Origin of the sequence: Ottowia sp., from assembly GCF_046348305.1 — a bacterium.
GTDB lineage: Bacteria > Pseudomonadota > Gammaproteobacteria > Burkholderiales > Burkholderiaceae_C > Ottowia.
This window is the reverse complement of sequence record NZ_JAXMEM010000005.1, coordinates 130093-147963: the sequence shown is the minus strand read 5'-3', so window position 1 is coordinate 147963 and position 17871 is coordinate 130093. Positions and strand designations below refer to the sequence as shown.

The 17871-nt window shown below is 70.1% G+C and carries 18 protein-coding genes; 9 read left to right on the top strand and 9 right to left on the bottom strand.

Features of this window, described 5'->3' with window-relative positions; all coding sequences use genetic code 11:
* Nucleotides 1–21: 21 nt before the first annotated feature.
* The 7 genes from U1F38_RS06725 to U1F38_RS06695 form a co-directional block, all read right to left on the bottom strand.
* Nucleotides 22–732 (bottom strand): ABC transporter ATP-binding protein, encoded by a 711-nt coding sequence (locus U1F38_RS06725; protein ID WP_409986481.1) that lies wholly within the window; start codon nt 730–732, stop codon nt 22–24.
* A 5-nt stretch (nt 733–737) separates the two neighbouring features.
* Complete coding sequence (locus tag U1F38_RS06720) at nt 738–1937, bottom strand: ABC transporter permease (RefSeq protein WP_409986283.1); 1200 nt, start codon at nt 1935–1937, stop codon at nt 738–740.
* A complete protein-coding gene (locus tag U1F38_RS06715; protein WP_409986282.1) occupies nt 1934–3085 on the bottom strand; it encodes an efflux RND transporter periplasmic adaptor subunit in 1152 nt (383 codons plus the stop codon). The genes U1F38_RS06720 and U1F38_RS06715 overlap by 4 nt, the downstream gene beginning before the upstream one ends.
* Complete coding sequence (locus tag U1F38_RS06710) at nt 3082–3690, bottom strand: TetR/AcrR family transcriptional regulator (protein WP_409986281.1); 609 nt, start codon at nt 3688–3690, stop codon at nt 3082–3084. Before U1F38_RS06710 ends, U1F38_RS06715 begins: the two co-directional genes overlap by 4 nt.
* A gap of 139 nt (nt 3691–3829) precedes the next feature.
* On the bottom strand, nt 3830–5218 hold the full coding sequence (locus U1F38_RS06705) for an ATP-binding protein (protein ID WP_409986280.1): 1389 nt from the start codon (nt 5216–5218) through the stop codon (nt 3830–3832).
* Nucleotides 5215–5886, bottom strand: a complete 672-nt coding sequence (locus tag U1F38_RS06700) for a response regulator transcription factor (RefSeq protein WP_409986279.1) — start codon at nt 5884–5886, stop codon at nt 5215–5217. Before U1F38_RS06700 ends, U1F38_RS06705 begins: the two co-directional genes overlap by 4 nt.
* Complete coding sequence (locus tag U1F38_RS06695; RefSeq protein WP_409986278.1) at nt 5861–6226, bottom strand: PepSY domain-containing protein; 366 nt, start codon at nt 6224–6226, stop codon at nt 5861–5863. The genes U1F38_RS06700 and U1F38_RS06695 overlap by 26 nt, the downstream gene beginning before the upstream one ends.
* A gap of 130 nt (nt 6227–6356) precedes the next feature.
* On the opposite strand from U1F38_RS06695, the gene U1F38_RS06690 reads away from it, so the two are divergent.
* The 7 genes from U1F38_RS06690 to U1F38_RS06660 all read left to right on the top strand — a co-directional run bounded on the left by U1F38_RS06690 (nt 6357) and on the right by U1F38_RS06660 (nt 14225).
* Nucleotides 6357–6944 carry a cytochrome b gene (locus U1F38_RS06690; protein WP_409986277.1) on the top strand — a complete coding sequence of 196 codons (588 nt, stop codon included), beginning with the start codon at nt 6357–6359 and terminating at the stop codon, nt 6942–6944.
* A 15-nt stretch (nt 6945–6959) separates the two neighbouring features.
* Nucleotides 6960–7379: a PepSY domain-containing protein gene (locus U1F38_RS06685; protein WP_409986276.1), complete on the top strand. Its 420-nt coding sequence runs from the start codon at nt 6960–6962 to the stop codon at nt 7377–7379.
* A gap of 79 nt (nt 7380–7458) precedes the next feature.
* Nucleotides 7459–7935 carry a DUF2271 domain-containing protein gene (locus tag U1F38_RS06680; protein ID WP_409986275.1) on the top strand — a complete coding sequence of 159 codons (477 nt, stop codon included), beginning with the start codon at nt 7459–7461 and terminating at the stop codon, nt 7933–7935.
* A gap of 9 nt (nt 7936–7944) precedes the next feature.
* Entirely contained in the window at nt 7945–10152 is a 2208-nt protein-coding gene (locus U1F38_RS06675; RefSeq protein ID WP_409986274.1) for a PepSY domain-containing protein, read from the top strand.
* Entirely contained in the window at nt 10133–11110 is a 978-nt protein-coding gene (locus tag U1F38_RS06670; RefSeq protein WP_409986273.1) for an FAD:protein FMN transferase, read from the top strand. The genes U1F38_RS06675 and U1F38_RS06670 overlap by 20 nt, the downstream gene beginning before the upstream one ends.
* A gap of 99 nt (nt 11111–11209) precedes the next feature.
* Entirely contained in the window at nt 11210–11518 is a 309-nt protein-coding gene (locus U1F38_RS06665; protein ID WP_409986272.1) for a hypothetical protein, read from the top strand.
* Nucleotides 11519–11636: 118 nt separating this feature from the next.
* Entirely contained in the window at nt 11637–14225 is a 2589-nt protein-coding gene (locus U1F38_RS06660) for a cation-translocating P-type ATPase (RefSeq protein ID WP_409986271.1), read from the top strand.
* Here the strand turns inward: U1F38_RS06660 and U1F38_RS06655 are convergent.
* A complete protein-coding gene (locus U1F38_RS06655; protein ID WP_409986270.1) occupies nt 14176–14880 on the bottom strand; it encodes an SDR family oxidoreductase in 705 nt (234 codons plus the stop codon). The genes U1F38_RS06660 and U1F38_RS06655 overlap by 50 nt on opposite strands.
* Before the next feature lie 65 nt (nt 14881–14945).
* Nucleotides 14946–15284, bottom strand: coding sequence for a DUF3579 domain-containing protein (locus U1F38_RS06650; protein ID WP_409986269.1), 339 nt, complete (start codon nt 15282–15284; stop codon nt 14946–14948).
* Nucleotides 15285–15702: 418 nt separating this feature from the next.
* On the opposite strand from U1F38_RS06650, the gene U1F38_RS06645 reads away from it, so the two are divergent.
* Both U1F38_RS06645 and argF read left to right on the top strand, forming a co-directional pair.
* Nucleotides 15703–16863 carry an aspartate aminotransferase family protein gene (locus tag U1F38_RS06645; RefSeq protein ID WP_409986480.1) on the top strand — a complete coding sequence of 387 codons (1161 nt, stop codon included), beginning with the start codon at nt 15703–15705 and terminating at the stop codon, nt 16861–16863.
* 7 nt (nt 16864–16870) lie between these two features.
* Nucleotides 16871–17812, top strand: a complete 942-nt coding sequence (gene argF / locus U1F38_RS06640; protein ID WP_409986268.1) for an ornithine carbamoyltransferase — start codon at nt 16871–16873, stop codon at nt 17810–17812.
* Nucleotides 17813–17871 lie beyond the last annotated feature (59 nt).

Sequence of the window (17871 nt, the reverse complement as noted above, 5' to 3'; positions counted from 1 at the left end):
CCGGCGCTCAAGCGGCAGCGCTCAATCGAGCGCCCGCCCCTCTCCCACCTCCTCGTGCGTCACGCCGTCACGGATGTGATAGATGCGCTTGAAGGTGGGAATGATCTTTTCGTCGTGCGTGACCACGATGATGGCGGTCTCATACTTGCGCGCCATGTCGCCCAGGATGCGCACCACGGCCATGGCGCGCTGCGAGTCGAGCGGCGCCGTCGGCTCGTCGGCCAGGATCACCGGCGGCCGGTTGACCAGGCCGCGCGCGATCGCCACGCGCTGCTGCTCGCCGCCCGAAAGCTGCGCCGGCATGGCCTGGGCGCGGTGCTGCACATCCAGCGCCGTGAGCAGATCGAGCGCACGCTTGCGCGCCTCATCGTTGGGCACGCCGGCCAGCATGGGCAGCAGCGCCACGTTGTCGGTGACGTCGAGAAACGGGATCAGGTAGGGCGCCTGAAACACGAAGCCGATCTTGTCGCGGCGCAGCGCGCGCAGATCGCGCACCTTCCAGCCGTTGTCGTAGATCAACTCGTCGCCGAGCGTCATGCGGCCGGCCGTGGGGTCGATCACCGCGCCCAGGCACTTGAGCAGCGTGCTCTTGCCCGAGCCCGAGGGCCCGATCAAGCCGACCACCTCGCCCGGCGCGACCTGCATGTTCACGTCCTTGAGCGCCAGCACGGCCGTGTCGCCGCTGCCGTAGCGCTTGGACAGCCCTTCGATGCGAATGCCCTGGCCGCCCATGCCGATCACCCGATCGCCTCGGCCGGATCGACCTTGAGCGCCATGCGGATCGCCACCCCGCTGGCCAGCACGCAGATCGCCATGAGAGCGAAAAAGCCGGCGATCGAGTCTTCGGGCACCAGCAGCACATATTTGGGAAAGATGGGCGCCGCGAAGGTGGCGCTGATCTTGCCGACCACGAAGCCGATCAGGCCCAGCACCAGCGCCTGCTGCAAGATCATGCCGGCGATGGTGCGGTTGCGCGTGCCGATCAGCTTGAGCACGGCGATCTCGCGGATCTTGTCCATCGTCAGCGTGTAGATGATGAAGGCAACGATGGCCGCGCTGACCAGTGCCAGGATCACCAGGAACATGCCGATTTGCTTGGCCGAGGTGGCGATCAGCTTGCCCAGCACGATGCCTTCCATCTGCGGGCGGTCGTAAACCGTCAGGCGCTTCCAGCGCCGAATCGGTTCGGCCACCTGCGCCGGCGCGAAGCCAGGCTGGGCGCGCACCAGCACGGCGTTGACCGAGCTGTTGCTGGTCTGCGTGGCGATCACGGCCTCGAGCAGGCCGGGCACGCCGGGGCGGTTGAAGGCCGGGTTGGCCTCGGTGCGCCGCCGCTGCATCAGGATGGCGTCGTTGTCCTTCAGAAACTGCGCTTCCTGCGCGTCTTTGAGCGGGATGAACACCATGGGATCGCCGCCGGAGGACACCATGCGGCGCGTGAGGCCGACCACGCGATAGTGGTTGCGCCGGATCTTCAACTCGTCGCCCAACCGGAACCCCGAGGCCAGGTCGGCCACGGCCTCGTAGTGGCCACGCGTGATTTGCCGGCCGGCCACCAACTGCGGTGGCCAGCCCGGATCGCCCGGCCCACCGGCGGTGATGCCCACCACCATGGCGCGCACGTCACGCTGGCCTTGGCCGACCTGCATCGTCAGGTAGGTCACGTTGGCCGCCTGCGCGACGCCGGGCATGCCGCGAATGCCGCGCCACAGGTCGTCCGGCAGGCTGGACGATTCGGCGTAGGGACCCAGCGTGTCCTTCTGCACCACCCAAAGATCGGCCCCGCTCGCATCGAGCAGCACCTTGCCGTCGTCGACCATGCCCCGGTACACGCCAGCCATGGTGAGCGTGACCCCGATCAACAGGCCCAGGCCGACCCCGGTGAAGATGAACTTGCCCCAAGCGTGCAGGGTGTCGCGCCCGGCCAGGCTGATCATGGCGACACCCCCGGGATCCGATCGACCACGTGGATGCGGCTGCGTGCGCTCAGGGTCTTTTCGCAGTACACCACCACCTGCTCGCCCGCCGTCAGGCCCTTGGCCACCTGAACCCAACCGTCCCGGTCACCGCGCCCGAGCGTCACCGCCTCGAACCCCAGCTTGCCATCGGTCATTTTCCAGACACCCAGCTTGCCGCCGACGGTGCGCAGCGCCGCGTTCGGGATGGTGGGCGCCGCAGCGAGGGCCGGCAACTGCACCGTGACCTCGGCCAGCTCACCCACCGGCGGCAGGGTAACGGGCAGTGCATCGAACCTCAGCTTGGCCAGCGTCTCCTCGGTCACGACGTCGGCGCGCGGCTCCACCCGCAGCACGCGGGCATCCAGCGGCTGGCCGCGCCTCGACCGCAGCACGACCCTTGCCGGCAAGCCCGCCGCCAGGCCCTCGGCCGCGATCTGGTCGAAGCGCGTGTCCACCCACAGGCTGGCCGGGTCGATCAACTCGACCACGGCCTGCCCGGCCACCACCGTGGTGCCTGGATCGACGTCGCGCGCCACCACCAGGCCGGCCACCGGTGCCACCAGCACCAGGTTGCCGCGCTGCGCGCGCACCGCCTGCAGCTCGGCACGCAGCCGGACGCCGTCGGCGCGCGCCGCCGCCAGCGCGGCATCGGCCAGCGCCAGCTCCTGGCGCCGGGTAGCGGCCTGCTCCTCGCTGGTGCCGCGTGCCGCCAGCAGTTGCTCGTAGCGCGCAGCCTGGGTGCGGGCAAAAGCCTGCTTGGCCTCGGCCTGGCGCAGAGCGGCATCGGCGCTGGCAATGGCGGCCTGCTGCGCGCGCAGTCGCTCGTCCAGGTCGACCGGGTCCATCTCGCCCAGCAACTGACCGGCGGCCACGCTGTCGCCCACCTGCACGTCGATGCGGCGCACGCGCCCGGCACCGGTGGGACCGATCCTGTAGGTATGGCGTGCCTGCACCGTGCCGATGCCGGCCAGCGCCGGCGCGATGCTGCGCGATTCAACCTGCGCGACGGTCACGGCCACCGGCGCCAGCGGCCCCGAACGCAGGGCGACGTAGGCGAACAGCACCGCCAGCGGCACGGTGACGGCCAGCAGCGTGAGCGTGCGGCGTTGCAGGCGAGGAGCTTTCATGATGCGATCCCGATGCCACGGCGATAGATGGCGAACACCCCCGGCGCCGCGTGACGAATCTGGCCGACCTTGCCCGCCAGCAGCGACTGCATGACCAGGCCCTGGACGGTGCCGATGAACAGCACGACCGCGGCGTCCACTTCGAGCGCGTGGTCGAACGCGCCTTGCGCCTTGCCCTCGTCGAACAGGCGGCGCAGGCGCACGCCGTATTGCTGCAGCAGCGTGCGCACCATCTGCTTGGGCAGGCTGTCGTCGGCACGCTGCAGCTCACCGAACAGCAGGCGCGGCACGCCCGGGTGCCGGGCAACGAAATCGATGTGCGCCCTGAACATGGCCTCCAGCGCGTCGGCCGGACCAGTGACCTGCGCAGCCGCCTTGTCAATGCGGGCCAGCAGACGATCGCTGACCCAGGTCATGCAGGCCTGCACGATCGCGTCCTTGCTCGGGAAGTGCCTAAACAGCGCCCCCTGCGTCAACCCCATGCGCTCGGCAATCGCGGCGGTGGTGATGTCGCTCGGGTTTTGCCGCGCGGCCAGGTCGATCAGGGCCGCCACGGTGGCCGCGCGCCGCTCGTCGGCGGGGAGGTGTCGTGGGCGTTCGGTCATGGCCAGGCAACACTCGAAAGTTAGTAACTGATTACTATCTTAAAGCGGCGGACCAATGACATGCAAGCCGCGCGTTGCCTGCCCACTTCAGGAAAGGGGTCAACCGCCTTTCAGGTGCAACAAACCGGTGCCCCGCCGCTCAGCCACCCGCCGTTGGCGCCGCCCCATCGGCCGCCGGCAGGCACAGCCGCATGCGCAGACCGCCCAGGGGCGAGGCCAGTGCCTGCACGCTGCCGCCGTAGGTCTCTGCCAGCGTGCGCACGATGTCCAGGCCCAGGCCCGAGCCGGGTCGCCGCTCGTCGCCCTGCACCCCGCGCTCGAACATGCGTTCGCGCTCGGCCTCGGCAATGCCCGGGCCGTCGTCGTCGACCGTGAAGCACAGCTCGCCGCCCGCCGGCTGCACATCGACCACCACGCGCGTGCGCGCCCACTTGCCGGCGTTGTCCAGCAGGTTGCCCAGCAGCTCGTACAGGTCCTGGGCCTCGCCGCGGAAGGCCAGGTCACGCGCTGCGGGTGCCAGCTCGAACGCGACACCGCGCAGGGCGTGCAGGCGCGCCATGGTGCGCAGCAGCGAGCGCGCCGGCCCCAGCACCGGCGTGCGCAGGCCGGTGGCGCGCACGGCGGCGGCGGCGCGCGCGCGCGCCAGGTGCCAGTCGACCTGCCGGCGCGCCAGCTCCACCTGCTCGCGCACCTGCTGCGCCAGCGGGCTGACGTCCTGCTGCGCGGCGTTGGCCAGGATCGTCAGCGGCGTGTGCACCGCGTGCGCCAGGTTGCCGGCCTGGGCGCGCGCGCGCTGCACCATGTCGGCGTTTTCACGCAGCACGTGGTTGAACTCGCCCACCAGCGGCTGCAGCTCCTGCGGGAAATCGCCGCTCAGCTGCGTCGCCTCGCCGCTGCGCACGGCGGCCAGACGCTGGCGCAACAGCGTCAGCGGGCGCAACGCCAGTTGCAACTGCAGCACCACGGCGGCCGCCAGGCCCACCGCCAGCATGGCCAAAGCCACCAGCAGCAGGCGGGTGAAGCGCTGCAGGGGCTCGGCCAGCAGGGCCCTGTCGCCGGCCACCACCACGCGCAGCGGCGGCGCGGCGTCGTCCGGCAATTGCAACGGACGCGCAACGGCCAGCAGGTCGTGACCTTGCGCGTCCTGCAAGCGCAGCACACGATGGCCAGCGGCAGGATATTGCGCAGGAGGCGGCGGCAGACGCAAGGTCTGATCCCACAGCGAGCGCGAACGCGCCACGGCGGCACGCGGCCGGTCACCCAGCTCATCGACCTGCCAGTAAAGCCCGGACAGGGGCTGCTCGAAACGCGCGTCGGCCGCCATCGGGCCCACCGTCACGCGGCCATCGGCATTCCAGTCGACCGCGGCGCTCAACTGGTTGAGTTGCACCAGCAGTTGCTCCTGCAATTGCTCGGTGATGTGGCTCACGAACAGCTCGCGCAAGCCCCAGCCCGCCAGTGCGATGCTGGCCAGCACCCATGCCAGGGTGCCCGTCAGCAGGCGCCGGCGCAGCGAGTGGACGCTCATGCCGTGTCGCCGATGTCCACCAGCCGATAGCCCAGGCCGCGCACGGTCTCGATGCATCCTTCGGGCAGCTTCTTGCGCAGGCGCGCGACAAACACCTCGATGGTGTTGGAGTCGCGGTCGCTGTCCTGCGCGTAGATGTGCTCGGACAGCTCGGTGCGCGAGAGCACTTCGCCCTTGCGCTGCATCAAGAGCGACAGCAGCTTGAACTCGTGGCTGGTCAGCACCAGCGGCTGGCCGCCAACCAGCACGCGCGCGGCGCGCGTGTCCAGCCAGATCGGCCCGCAGCGCCACTCGGCGCTGGCATGCTCGCCGCCGCGGCGCAACAGCGCGCGCAGGCGCGCCAGCAGCTCTTCCATGTGAAAGGGCTTGGCCAGGTAGTCGTCGGCGCCGGCATCCATGCCCTCGACCTTTTCCTGCCAGCTGCCGCGCGCGGTCAGGATCAGCACCGGCATGTTGCGCCCGGCGGCGCGCCAGCGGCGCAGCACCGACAGGCCGTCCTGCACCGGCAGACCCAAGTCCAGCACCACGGCGTCGAAGGCTTCGACATCACCCAGGTAGTGCGCCTCGCGCCCGTCCGCGGCGCCCTCCACCGTGTGGCCAGCGGCAGCAATGGCCTGCATCAGCTGCTCACGCAAGGTCGGTTCATCTTCCACCACGAGGATGCGCATCCATGTCCTTTCCCGCTTCGCGGCGCTTGATCGACAGCACGCGGCCGTCAACCGCATCGACCTTGAGTTTGGCCACGCGGCCGTCGTTTTGCAACAGGCGGATTTCGTAGATGAAGCGGCCGTCCTCGCGCTCGAACTCGACCCTGAGCACCTGGCCCGGCGCCTCGTGCGCCAGCTTGCCCAGCACGGTGGCCAGCGGCAGCACCTGCCCGCTTTCCAGCGCCTGGCGCGCCAGGTCATGATCGTCGTGCGCCACCGCCCCCCCGCTGGCGCCAAGCGCGCACAGCAGCAGCATGGCCGACAGCAGCCGACGCAGGCCAAGGATGAAGAACGAGCTCATGGGCCGGATTTATACCGACCGGACGATGAACCAACGATGAACGCCTGCTTCAGCAAGCATTCACCCGGCATGCCGACAATGCGTGGCAGGCCCGGCATGACGTCGGGCCGCAAGAAGTGTCGGAGCCATCATGAAACCCAAAGGCAAGCATTACCACCCCCTGCAGATCGGCGTGCACTGGCTGACGCTGCTGTTGCTGATCGCCGTTTACGCGCTGATCGAGTTGCGCGGCATCTACCCCAAGGGCAGCGCCGCGCACGATCTGATGAAGACCTGGCACTTCATGCTGGGCCTGACCGTGTTCGCCCTGGCGCTGGTGCGCCTGCCGCTGCGCCTGGCCCTGCACGCGCCGCCCATCACGCCAGCGCTGCCCGCCTGGCAGGACCACCTGGCGCACGCGATGCACTGGGCGCTCTACGGCTTTCTGCTGGTGATGCCACTGCTGGGCTGGCTGACGCTGAGCGCCAAGGGCCAGCCGATTCCCTTCTTCGGGCTGGAGCTGCCGGCCCTCATCGGGCCCGACAAGGCCACGGCCAAGAACCTGGAGGACATCCACGAGCTGATCGGCAACGTGGGCTACGCCCTGATCGGCCTGCACGCCGCCGCCGCGCTGTGGCACCACTACGTGACGCGCGACGACACGCTGGAGCGCATGCTGCCGCTGGCGGCAAGACCGTCCGGGCGGGCCGCGCAGACCCGGCTGCATCGACCGAGTTGACCAGGAGCAAACACCATGAACATCCGCAAAACCATCGCTCCGGGCCTGCTGGCCCTCACTCTGGGCGCCGCCGCGCTGCCAGGGTGGGCCGGCGACGAGTGCGACGTGCCGATCCAGCGCTGGCAGTCGCGCGAAGCGGTGCGCCGGATGGCGGCCGAAAAGGGCTGGGAGCTGCAGCGCCTGAAGATCGACGACGGCTGCTACGAAGTGCGCGGCCGCGACGCCGAGGGGCGCCGCTTCAAGGCCAAGCTCGACCCCGAGACTTTGGCGCCCGTCAGCATGAAGTGGCGCGAAGGCAGCGACGACAGCCGGCAGGGCCGGGAACGCGAACGCCGCCGCGAGCACGCGCCGAACGATCCGGCCGCATCGCCGGGCGCCAGCCCCGCGTCACCACTCTTCACGCCGGGCAGCAAGCCCCGCGCGCAGGTCGAATGATGAAAGAGGTTTTTATTCAAATCAGCCTTCAGCGCTTGATGGGCAAGCGCCGGCAGCTATCAAATTGAGAGGAATGATCATGAAAAAGCCCGTTCTCACCACCCTCGCCGCCGCCGGCGCGCTGGCCCTGCCCGCGCTGGCCCAAAGCCGCGAAGTCACGCTGAGCACGCAGCTCAAGAACTACGGCGGCGACGGCGCCTACCTGGCCGTGTACCTGACCGACGCCAAGGGCGCCTACGCCGGCACCCTGTGGGTGGCCGGCGGCAAGGCCAAGTACTACAAGCACCTGGCGGACTGGAACCGGCTATCCGCCGGCGACGCCAAGCGCCTGCAGGGCGTGACCGGCGCCAGCGTGGGCGCTGGCCGCACACTCAAGGTGACGGCCGATCTGGCCGACGCGCTGATCGACGCCGGCTACGAGATCCACGTGGACGCCGCGGTCGAGGACATGCGCGACAGCCCATCCGACATCCGCGTGCCACTGACCGCCGCCGGCGCCGGCAAGGCGCAGGCCGGCAAGGCCTACATCCAGTCGTTCAGCTATCAACTCAAGTAAACGACATCCATGCTCTGGCGAACGATTCACCGCTGGCTGGGCCTGGTGGCTGGCACCGTCGCGCTGGTGCTGGGCCTGACGGGCGCCGTGCTTTCGCTGGACCCGGTGCTCTCGCGCTGGCAGGCCGCGCCCACGCCCAATGGCCTGAGCGTTGCGCAACTGGCCGAGCGCGTCGCGGCCAGCACGCCCGGCGTGGAGGAAATCCGCCGCCTGCCCTCGGGCGAGGTGGTGGTCTACGCCTTCGACAACGGCCAGGCGCGCGCCAGCCGCGTCGATCCGGCCAGCGGCCAGGTGCTGGGCGCGTACCAGCCCTCGGCCACGATGCGCTGGTTCAAGAACCTGCACCGCAGCTTTCTGCTGGGCGACGCCGGGCGTCTGGCCGCGGCGGGCATTGCACTGGCAATGGGGCTGATCTCCGTCAGCGGGCTGGTGCTGCTGGCGCGGCGCCTGGGGGGCTGGCGACAACTTGGGGGGCGCGTGCGCGGCACGGGGGTGCAGCGCCTGCATGGGGTCACCGGACGCCTGGTGCTGGCGGTGCTGCTGCTGACCTCGATCACGGCCCTGACCCTGAGCGCGGCCACCTTCGGCCTGGTCACGCTGGACGCGGCGCCGGAGCCCGAGGTCGCATCCAGCGCCGCCACGACCGGCGAACGGCCCGTTGCCCAATTGCCGCTGCTGCGCGAACTGCCGCTGCGTGATCTGCGCAAGCTCAACTTCCCGTCCATCGACGACCCGGCCGACACTTGGCAGGTCACCACCGCGCAGGGTCAGGGCTGGATCGACCGCCACAGTGGCCAGACGCTGGCCTGGCAGCCGGCCAGCACCGCCCAGCGCATCAACGACTGGGCCCAGCTGCTGCACACCGGCGAAGGCGCCTGGGTCTGGGCGCCGGTGCTGGGGCTGGCTGGCCTGTGCATCCCGATGTTCTGGGTCACGGGCGGGATGCTGTGGTGGCAGGCACGCCGCCAGCGGCCGCACCTGGCCAGCAACAGCGCGCCCGCACAGGCCGACACGCTGATCTTCGTGGCCAGCGAGAACGGCTCGACCTGGGGCTTTGCCCAGGCGTTGCACGCGGCGCTGGTGCAGGGCGGGCACCGGGTGCACACCGCGGGCCTGGAAGGCTTTGCGGTGCCGGCCAGCGCCAGGCAGGTCTTCGTGCTGGCCGCCACCTACGGCGATGGCCAGGCGCCGGCCCACGCAGCGCACGCGCTCAAGCGCATCGCGCGTACGCCGGCCACGCCGGCCCGCGTCACGGTGCTGGGCTTTGGCGACCGCCAGTTCGGCGCCTTTTGCGCCTATGCCGAGGCGCTGGACGCGGCACTGCGCGAACGCGGCTGGACCACCCTGGTACCGCTGGCCCGCATCCACCAGCAATCGGCGCAGGAGTTTGTGCGCTGGGGCGAGCAGGTCGGCCAGGCGCTGGGCGAGCCGCTGGCGCTGCGCTATCGCCCGCGCATCCCGCGCACGAGCGAGCTCGAACTGGTGTCGCGCCAGGACTACCCGGGCGGCGCCGGCGAGCCGGCAGCCATCCTGCGCTTCAAGTGGCCGCAGGTAGGCTGGCTGGCTCGCATCACCGGCCGCGCACTGCCGCGCTTTGCGGCTGGCGACCTGCTGGGCGTGCTGCCGCCCGATGGCGCCGCGCCGCGCTTGTATTCGCTGGCCAGCAGCTCGCGCGACGGCTTTGTCGAAATCTGCGTGCGCCGGCGCGCCGGCGGCGTGTGCTCGGGCTATCTGCACGGCCTGCAGCCGGGCGCGCGCATTCAGGCCTTCATCCGGCCCAACCCCGCCTTCACGCTGGGCGCCACGCGCCGCCCGGTGATGCTGATTGGCGCCGGCACGGGCGTGGCGCCGCTGGCGGGCTTCATCCGCGGCAACGCCGGGCGCGCGCCCATGCACCTGTACTACGGCGTGCGCGACCCTGCGCTGGACTATTTCTTCGAAGCCGACCTGCAGCGCTGGCTGGATGAGCAGCGCCTGGCCAGCCTGAACACCACGTTCTCGCGCACGCCCCAGGGCGGCGGCTACGTGCAGGACGCGCTCAAGCGCGACGCGGCGCGGCTGCGCAAACTCATCTCGGGCGGCGCGATCGTGCGCGTGTGCGGCAGCCAGGCCATGGCGCGCGGCGTGGCGCAGGCGCTGGACGCCATCCTGGGCACCGTGGGCCTGAGCGTGCAGCAGCTCAAGGCCCATAGACGCTATGCCGAAGACACCTTCTGACCCTCTGGTGCGCGCGCGTCTGCACGGCCCGACCATGGGCACGCGCTGGTCGGTGCTGTGCGATGCAGATCCCGCGCTGGATCAAGCTGCCCTGCAGCACGCGCTGGCGGCAGCGGTCCAGCAGGTCGACCGGCAGATGTCGCCCTGGAAGCCAGGCAGCGACCTGATGCGTCTGAACCGCGCCGCACCGGACGAATGGGTGGCGCTGCCGCCCGAGATCACGACCGTGCTGGCGCGCGCGCTGAAGGTCGCGCGCGACAGCGGCGGCGCGTTCGATCCCACGGTGGGTGCGCTGGTGAACGCCTGGGGTTTTGGCGCCGCGCGCGACGCGCCTGAGGCCGCCGCCATCCGCGCTGCCACGCAGGCCACGCACCGCCCGGCGCACCAGCGCCTCGAACTCGACTTGGCCAACGGCCGCGTGCGCAAGCACGCGCCGCTGCAGCTCGACCTGTGCGGCATCGCCAAGGGCTACGCGGTCGATCGGATGTCCGACGTGCTGCGGCAGCATGGCGTGAACCACGCGCTGGCCGCGCTCGACGGCGAACTGCGTGCCCTGGGCAACCAGGCCGATGGCCAGCCCTGGGCCGTGGCGCTGGAAAGCCCCATCGCCGGCCTGCGCAGCGCGCACGGCGTGCTGGAACTGCAGGAGCTGGCCGTCGCCACCTCGGGCGACTACCGGCACTTCATGCAGGTGGGCAGCGAGCGCCTGGCCCACACCATGGACCCGCACCGCGCCGCGCCGGTGCGCGGCGACGTCGCCTCGGTCACGGTCCTCACGCCCACCTGCATGGACGCCGACGCCTGGGCCACGGCGCTGCTGGTGGCCGGACCGGGCGAAGGGCTGGCGCTGGCACGGCGGCTGGGCCTGGAGGCACTGTTCCTGCTGCGGCGCGCGGGCGGTCTGGTCGAGCTGGGCCTGGGCCGCTTCGCTGCACGTTCCGCCAGCCCGGGCGGGTGAACGCCCGATGAATCGGGCATTCAGCATCGATTCACCGGCCGGCGCGCAGACTTCAATCACAGTCAGCTCCGACTGCAACCATGAACCCAGGAGATCATCATGCGCACCACCACCCTTCTCGCCACGATCGCCGTGCTGGGCGCGGCCCTCGGCGCCCCCGCTTGGGCCGGCGACCACCACCACAAGCGCGAGCGCCAGCCGCAGGCCAGCGCGCCGGCCCAAACGGGCTACGACCACGGCATGCAGGTCGTGGCCCACAGCGCCGGTCCCGGGCAACCAGGCCACGGCTGGCAGTATTTTTCCGACCCGAACGCACAGCGCGCTGTCGTCATCAGCCCTCAAGGCGACTACTACCTCAGCCAGGGTCGAGGCCTGCGCTGGGTAGCGGCCGCGCAGCAACAGGCCTGACAGCTCTGCAGCCCCCCGCTCCGTGACCCGGGCCGGGGGCGTCGAGGCGCGGCGACCGCCGGCCTTGGAACGACTTTGCGAGACTTGCCACCGGCGACGCGCTTTCAATCCCTTGCCCATGCCCCATCAAGACCCCATCCCCACCACCCTGCCCCAGGGCTTGAGCAGCCAGCAGGCCGCCGCCATACTGGCGCAGGACGGCCCCAACCAGCTGCCCGGCAGCGCCCCGAAATCACTGCTGGCCATCGTTCGTGAGGTGCTGACCGAGCCCATGTTCCTGATGCTGCTGGCCGCCGGCGGCATTTACCTGGCGCTGGGCGACAAGGGCGAGGCGCTGTTTTTGCTCGGCTTCGTCTTCGTGGTCATTGCCATCACCCTGGTGCAGGAACGGCGCACGCAGCGCGCACTGGAATCGTTGCGCGCGCTGTCGGCGCCGCGTGCGCTGGTGCTGCGCGACGGGCAGGAGCAGCGCATCGCCGGCGCCGAGGTGGTGCGCGGCGACCTGCTGGTGCTGCACGAGGGTGACCGCATCGCCGCTGACGCACGGCTGCTGCAGGGCCGGCTGGAGGTTGACGAGTCACTGCTCACAGGCGAATCCGTACCCGTGGCCAAGCTGGCGGATTCCCCCGCCGGTGCGGACGTTGAAGCCGATGTGCCCGACCTGTTCGCCAGCACCGTCGTCACGCGCGGCCGTGGCTTGGCGCGGGTGCAGGCCACGGCTGCACACACCGCCGTGGGCCGCATCGGCGCCGACCTGACCACCACCGAGGCGCCGCCCTCGCCGCTGCAGCAGCGCTCGCGCCGCCTGGTGCGCGGTCTGGGGCTGCTGGCCCTGATGCTGGCCGCTGCCCAGGTGCTGCTGGGCTGGTGGTGGAACGGCCGGCCCTTGCTCGACAGCCTGCTGGCCGGCATTGCCCTGGCCATGGCGCTGCTGCCCGAGGAGATTCCCGTCATCCTCACCGTGTTCCTGGCGCTGGGCGCCTGGCGCCTGACGCGGCAGCAGGTGCTCACGCGGCGCATCACCGCCGTGGAGACCCTGGGCGCCATCACCGTGCTGGCGGTGGACAAGACCGGCACGCTGACCATGAACCGCATGGCCGTGGCCGAGCTGGCCACGCCCACCGGACATTGGCAGGCCCAGGGCGCGCAGGAGCTGCCCGAGGACTACCACCTGCTGGTGGAATTCGCCATGCTGGCCACGCCAGCCGACCCGTTCGACCCCATGGAGCAGGCCATCCAGCGCTTCGGCCATGAGTGGCTGCAGGGCACGGAGCATGTGCATGACGGGCGTGAGCCCGAGTTCGAGTACGCGCTGTCCGGCGAGATCCTGGCCATGACCCGCGTGTACGCCAGCCACACACCCGAGCTGCACCTGCTCGCCACCAAGGGCGCGCCGGAGGCCGTGGCCGACCTGTGCCATCTGGGCGAGGTGCACATGGCCGCCATCCGCGCCCAGGTCGAGACCCTGGCCGAGCGCGGTCTGCGCGTGTTGGGCGTGGCCTGCGGGCGCTGGGCGGGCGCAGACGAGGCCTCGAGCCCGCACTGGCCGGCCAGCCAGCACGACTTCGACTTCGAGTTTCTGGGCCTGCTGGCGCTGGCCGATCCGCCGCGCCCCGAGGTGCCGGCGGCCATCGCAGAATGCCGCGCCGCCGGCGTGCGCGTGGTCATGATGACCGGCGACCACCCGGCCACGGCGCGCGCCATCGCGCGCCAGGTGGGCCTGTCGGAGCGGCCCGAGGTCATCACCGGCGACGAGATCGCGCAGCAGGACGACGCCACGCTGCGCGAGCGCCTGCGCCATGTGGACCTGTGCGCGCGCCTGAAGCCCGAGCACAAGCTGCGCCTGGTGCAGCTGCTGCACGCGGGCGGCGCCGTGGTGGCCATGACCGGCGACGGCGTGAACGACGCCCCCGCGCTCAAGGCCGCGCATGTGGGCATCGCCATGGGCGAGCGCGGCACCGACGTGGCGCGCGAGGCGGCCGACCTGGTGCTTCTCAAGGACAGCTTTGCCCACATCGTCGCCGCCGTGGCCCAGGGCCGGCGCATCGACGCCAACCTGCGCAAAGCCACGCGCTTCGTGTTTGCCGTGCACCTGCCCATCGTGGCGCTGGCGTTGGTGCCCACGCTATTGCACTGGCCGGCGCTGCTGCTGCCGGTGCACATCGTGCTGATGGAGCTGCTGATCGATCCGGCCTGCTCCATTGTTTTCGAGGCCGAGCCCGCGGCGGACGACTTGATGCAACGCCCGCCCAGGCCGGTGGATGATTCGCCCTTTGCGCTGCGCGCCCTGCTGCCGCCGCTGCTGCAGGGCGCCGGCATTGCCGCGCTGCTGCTGGCCGCGCAGGCCTGGCTGCAGGCCCAGGGCTGGAGCCTGGCCCAGGGCCGTACCGTCGTCTTTGGCACGCTGCTGCCGTGTGTGCTGTTGCTGATCCTGGCGCAGCGCGACCCGGCGCGCGCCGTGCTGCACCGGGGTGCGGCGCCCAACCCCTGGCTGGCACCCATGGCCGCGGCCGTGGGCCTGCTGTTGCTGGCCGTGCTGACGATCCCCGGCCTGCGCCACCTGATGGGGTTGGCCGAGGTCGGCTGGGACGGCCTGGTGGCTGGCGCCGCCGTGCTGGCGCTGTGCCTGCTCTGGCTGGAGCTGCTGCGGCTGGCTCTCAGATCGAGCGCATCAAGCCGCCATCGACCCGAAGGTTTTGCCCCGTGATGTAGGCCGCGCCCTCGGACGCCAGAAACGCCACGGTGGCGGCGATCTCGTCGGCCGTGCCGTAGCGCTGCATGGGCACGCTCTGGCGGCGTGCCTCTTGCGCGGGCAGGCTGTCGATCCAGCCGGGCAGCACGTTGTTCATGCGGATGCCCTCGGCCGCATAGCGGTCGGCAAACAGCTTGGTGAAGGCCGCCAGACCCGCGCGAAACACCGCCGAGGTCGGAAACAGCTCGCTGGGCTCGAAGGCCCAGGCGCTGGAGATGTTGACGATGGCGCCACCGCCCTGGCGCTGCATGGCCGGCACCACCAGGCGCGCGGGGCGCACGACGTTGAGCAGATAGGTGTCCATGCCGCGCTGCCAATCGGCGTCGCTGATGTCCAGCAGCGGGCCCTTGGGGCCGTGGCCGGCGCTGTTGACCAGCACGTCGATGCGGCCGAAGCGCGCCAGCGCGGCATCGACGAAGCGCGCCAGGTCATCGGGCGACTGGTTGGAGCCCGTCACGCCCAGGCCACCGAGCTGTTGCGCCAGCCGCTCGCCCTTGCCGGACGAGGACAGGATGGCCACCTGGTAGCCGTCGGCCGCCAGCCGGCGCGCAGCGGCGGCGCCCATGCCGCTGCCGGCGGCGGTGAGAAGGGCAACCTTGGACTCTGGCATGGCGAGACTCCTGGATTACTATTCAATTGATAGCTGCTTGCGCTGATTCCACGCGCGCAACCGGCCTATTTTATTTGTGATTTCGACGCGGGGGCGTCGCTCAGCAGACAGGCTTCGACGGTCTGCAAGTCGTTGTCACGGGCGAAGTTCATCACGAAGTCCCAGGCCATGGGCTCGTGCTCACGCAGCGCGCGGTTGACCACCACGCACTTGACGCCGTCGATCACCGTCGGCCGGCACCAGGGCGAATAGCCCAGGTGGGCGCCGGGCCCGCCCACGCCGCCGGGACGAAAGGGCGCCATCACGCCGGCCAGGCGCTCGGCCCAGTCGCTGGGCCGAAAGCTGCGCCCGGCGCGGGTGATGCCCTGGATGAAGACTTCGCTGCTGGTGGGGGTGACGGACATCGATCGCCGATGCGGACGCATGGCCCGCAAGAAAGCAAAAACGCCGCATGAGCCAGCCCGATCGGCCGGCGGCGGCGTGGGGCATTTTAACGGCGCGCCTGCGCACCGTCAGCATCACCCGCAAGGTATGAAACTCAAGGAGGCAAATGGCCGCGGAGCAGGACGATCCAGCGATCGCCGTGGCCGGGGTTTCCCCGGCCACTGGCGATGCCCCCTGCAAGGGGGTGGGCGAAACATCGCGCAGCGAGTGAAGACTGGGGGTGTGTCATTGCAGTCATGCAAAAGCGGCAACGACCGGCGCCGACGGCGCGCCTAGAATGCAGCTTCAACGGGCCGCGTTGGCCCGCTTCTTTTTGGCGCTTCGCCGTTTGAGGAGTCCCTTGTGTCCACCGCCCCTGAGCTCGACCAGCCCCATTTGATGAACACCTACGGCCGCCTGCCCGCGGCCATGTCGCATGGCAAGGGCTGCCGACTGTGGGACGTCAACGGCAAGAGCTACCTGGACGGCCTGGGCGGCATCGCCGTCAACACCCTGGGCCACGCCCACCCCAAGCTGGTGCCGGCGCTGCAAGACCAGGTGGCCAAGCTGATCCACTGCAGCAACTACTACGTCACGCCCAACGCCGAGAAGCTGGCCGCCAAGCTGGTCGAGATTTCGGGCATGACCAACGTGTTTTTCTGCTGCACCGGGCTGGAGGCCAACGAGGCGGCGCTCAAGCTGGCGCGCAAGTACGGGCACGACAAGGGCATCGCCAAGCCGCAGATCGTGGTGTATGAAAAGGCCTTTCACGGCCGCAGCATCGCCACGCTGAGCGCCACCGGAAACCCCAAGGTGCAAGCCGGCTTTGGGCCGCTGGTGGAGGGCTTCATCCGCGTGCCGATGAACGACATCGAGGCGCTGAAGAAAGCCACAGAAGGAAACCCCAACGTGTCGGCGGTGTTCTTCGAGACCATCCAGGGCGAAGGCGGCATCAACCCCATGCGCGTGGAATACCTCCAGCAGGTGCGCCAGCTGTGTGACGAGCGCGGCTGGCTCTTGATGATCGACGAGGTGCAATGCGGCATGGGCCGCACCGGCAAGTGGTTTGCCCACCAGTGGGCCGGCATCGTGCCCGACGTGATGCCGCTGGCCAAGGGCCTGGGCTCGGGCGTGCCGATCGGCGCCGTGGTGGCGGGGCCCAAGGCCGCGCACATCTTCGGCCCGGGCAACCACGGCACCACCTTCGGCGGCAATCCGCTGGCCATGCGCGCGGGAGTCGAGACCCTGCGCATCATGGAGGAAGAAAAGCTGCTGGACAACGCCGCCACCGTGGGCGCGCACCTGAAGGCCGCGCTGCAAAAGGCCCTGGGCGGCAACCCCGGCGTGCGCGAGGTGCGCGGCCAGGGCCTGATGCTGGGCGTGGAACTGGCCAAACCCTGCGGCGTGCTGGCCGAGCGCGCGCTGCACGCGGGCCTGCTGATCAGCGTCACGGCCGACTCGGTGATCCGCCTGGTGCCGCCGCTGATCCTGAGCACGGCCGAGGCCGACGAGATCGTCGCCATCCTGGTGCCGCTGATCGACGCATTTTTGAAGGAGTGAAGCGGCCATGACCCCGCCCCCAGTCAAGCATTACCTGCAGTTTTCCGACCTCACGGCGGCCGAGTACGACTACCTGCTGGGCCGCGCCGCGCTGATCAAGCGCAAGTTCAAGGCCTATGAAAAGCACCACACGCTGAACGACCGCACGCTGGCCATGATCTTCGAGAAGGCCAGCACGCGCACGCGCGTCAGCTTCGAGGCCGGCATGTACCAGCTGGGCGGCAGCGTGGTGCACCTCACGTCCGAGGGCAGCCAGCTGGGACGCAGCGAGCCGATCGAGGACACCGCGCGCGTCATCAGCCGCATGACCGACATCGTGATGATCCGCACCTTCGAGCAGGCGCGCATCGAGCAATTTGCGCAGTATTCGCGCGTGCCCGTCATCAACGGCCTGACCAACGAATACCACCCCTGCCAGATCCTGGCCGACATCTTCACCTTCATCGAGCACCGCGGCTCCATCCGCGGCAAAACGGTGGCCTGGATCGGCGACGGCAACAACATGGCCAACACCTGGGCGCAGGCGGCGGCCTTGCTGGGCTTCACGCTGCGCGTGGCCACGCCGCGCGGCTACGAGGTCGATTCGCAACTGGCCACGCTCGACAGCGGCGGCGGCGGCCAGCGCGGCTGGCAGGACTTCAGCGATCCGCGCGCGGCCTGCGCCGGCGCCGACCTGGTCACCACCGACGTCTGGACCAGCATGGGCTACGAAGCCGAGAACGAGGCACGCAAGAAGGCCTTTGCCGACTGGTGCGTGGACCTCGAGATGATGCGCGCCGCCAAGCCCGACGCCCTGTTCATGCACTGCCTGCCCGCGCACCGCGGCGAGGAAGTCAGCGCCGAGGTCATCGACGGCCCGCAATCGGTCGTCTGGGACGAGGCCGAGAACCGCATGCACGTGCAGAAGGCGCTCTTGGAGTACCTTCTGCTCGGTCGCCTGGCCAATTGACTACTATTTTGATAGCTGTTGGCGCTTGTCCAACAAGCGCCAGAGCTGTTTTTGCTTTA

Excerpts from the sequence above, each read along its gene's own strand:
- U1F38_RS06690 (WP_409986277.1), top strand. The coding sequence starts at position 6,357 with ATGAAACCCAAAGGCAAGCATTACCACCCCCTGCAGATCGGCGTGCAC.
- U1F38_RS06725 (WP_409986481.1), bottom strand. The coding sequence starts at position 732 with ATGGGCGGCCAGGGCATTCGCATCGAAGGGCTGTCCAAGCGCTACGGC.
- U1F38_RS06655 (WP_409986270.1), bottom strand. The coding sequence starts at position 14,880 with ATGCCAGAGTCCAAGGTTGCCCTTCTCACCGCCGCCGGCAGCGGCATG.
- U1F38_RS06680 (WP_409986275.1), top strand. The coding sequence starts at position 7,459 with ATGAAAAAGCCCGTTCTCACCACCCTCGCCGCCGCCGGCGCGCTGGCC.
- U1F38_RS06715 (WP_409986282.1), bottom strand. The coding sequence starts at position 3,085 with ATGAAAGCTCCTCGCCTGCAACGCCGCACGCTCACGCTGCTGGCCGTC.
- U1F38_RS06695 (WP_409986278.1), bottom strand. The coding sequence starts at position 6,226 with ATGAGCTCGTTCTTCATCCTTGGCCTGCGTCGGCTGCTGTCGGCCATG.
- U1F38_RS06710 (WP_409986281.1), bottom strand. The coding sequence starts at position 3,690 with ATGACCGAACGCCCACGACACCTCCCCGCCGACGAGCGGCGCGCGGCC.
- argF (WP_409986268.1), top strand. The coding sequence starts at position 16,871 with ATGACCCCGCCCCCAGTCAAGCATTACCTGCAGTTTTCCGACCTCACG.
- U1F38_RS06685 (WP_409986276.1), top strand. The coding sequence starts at position 6,960 with ATGAACATCCGCAAAACCATCGCTCCGGGCCTGCTGGCCCTCACTCTG.
- U1F38_RS06670 (WP_409986273.1), top strand. The coding sequence starts at position 10,133 with ATGCCGAAGACACCTTCTGACCCTCTGGTGCGCGCGCGTCTGCACGGC.
- U1F38_RS06665 (WP_409986272.1), top strand. The coding sequence starts at position 11,210 with ATGCGCACCACCACCCTTCTCGCCACGATCGCCGTGCTGGGCGCGGCC.
- U1F38_RS06700 (WP_409986279.1), bottom strand. The coding sequence starts at position 5,886 with ATGCGCATCCTCGTGGTGGAAGATGAACCGACCTTGCGTGAGCAGCTG.
- U1F38_RS06645 (WP_409986480.1), top strand. The coding sequence starts at position 15,703 with ATGAACACCTACGGCCGCCTGCCCGCGGCCATGTCGCATGGCAAGGGC.
- U1F38_RS06650 (WP_409986269.1), bottom strand. The coding sequence starts at position 15,284 with ATGTCCGTCACCCCCACCAGCAGCGAAGTCTTCATCCAGGGCATCACC.
- U1F38_RS06705 (WP_409986280.1), bottom strand. The coding sequence starts at position 5,218 with ATGAGCGTCCACTCGCTGCGCCGGCGCCTGCTGACGGGCACCCTGGCA.
- U1F38_RS06675 (WP_409986274.1), top strand. The coding sequence starts at position 7,945 with ATGCTCTGGCGAACGATTCACCGCTGGCTGGGCCTGGTGGCTGGCACC.
- U1F38_RS06720 (WP_409986283.1), bottom strand. The coding sequence starts at position 1,937 with ATGATCAGCCTGGCCGGGCGCGACACCCTGCACGCTTGGGGCAAGTTC.
- U1F38_RS06660 (WP_409986271.1), top strand. The coding sequence starts at position 11,637 with ATGCCCCATCAAGACCCCATCCCCACCACCCTGCCCCAGGGCTTGAGC.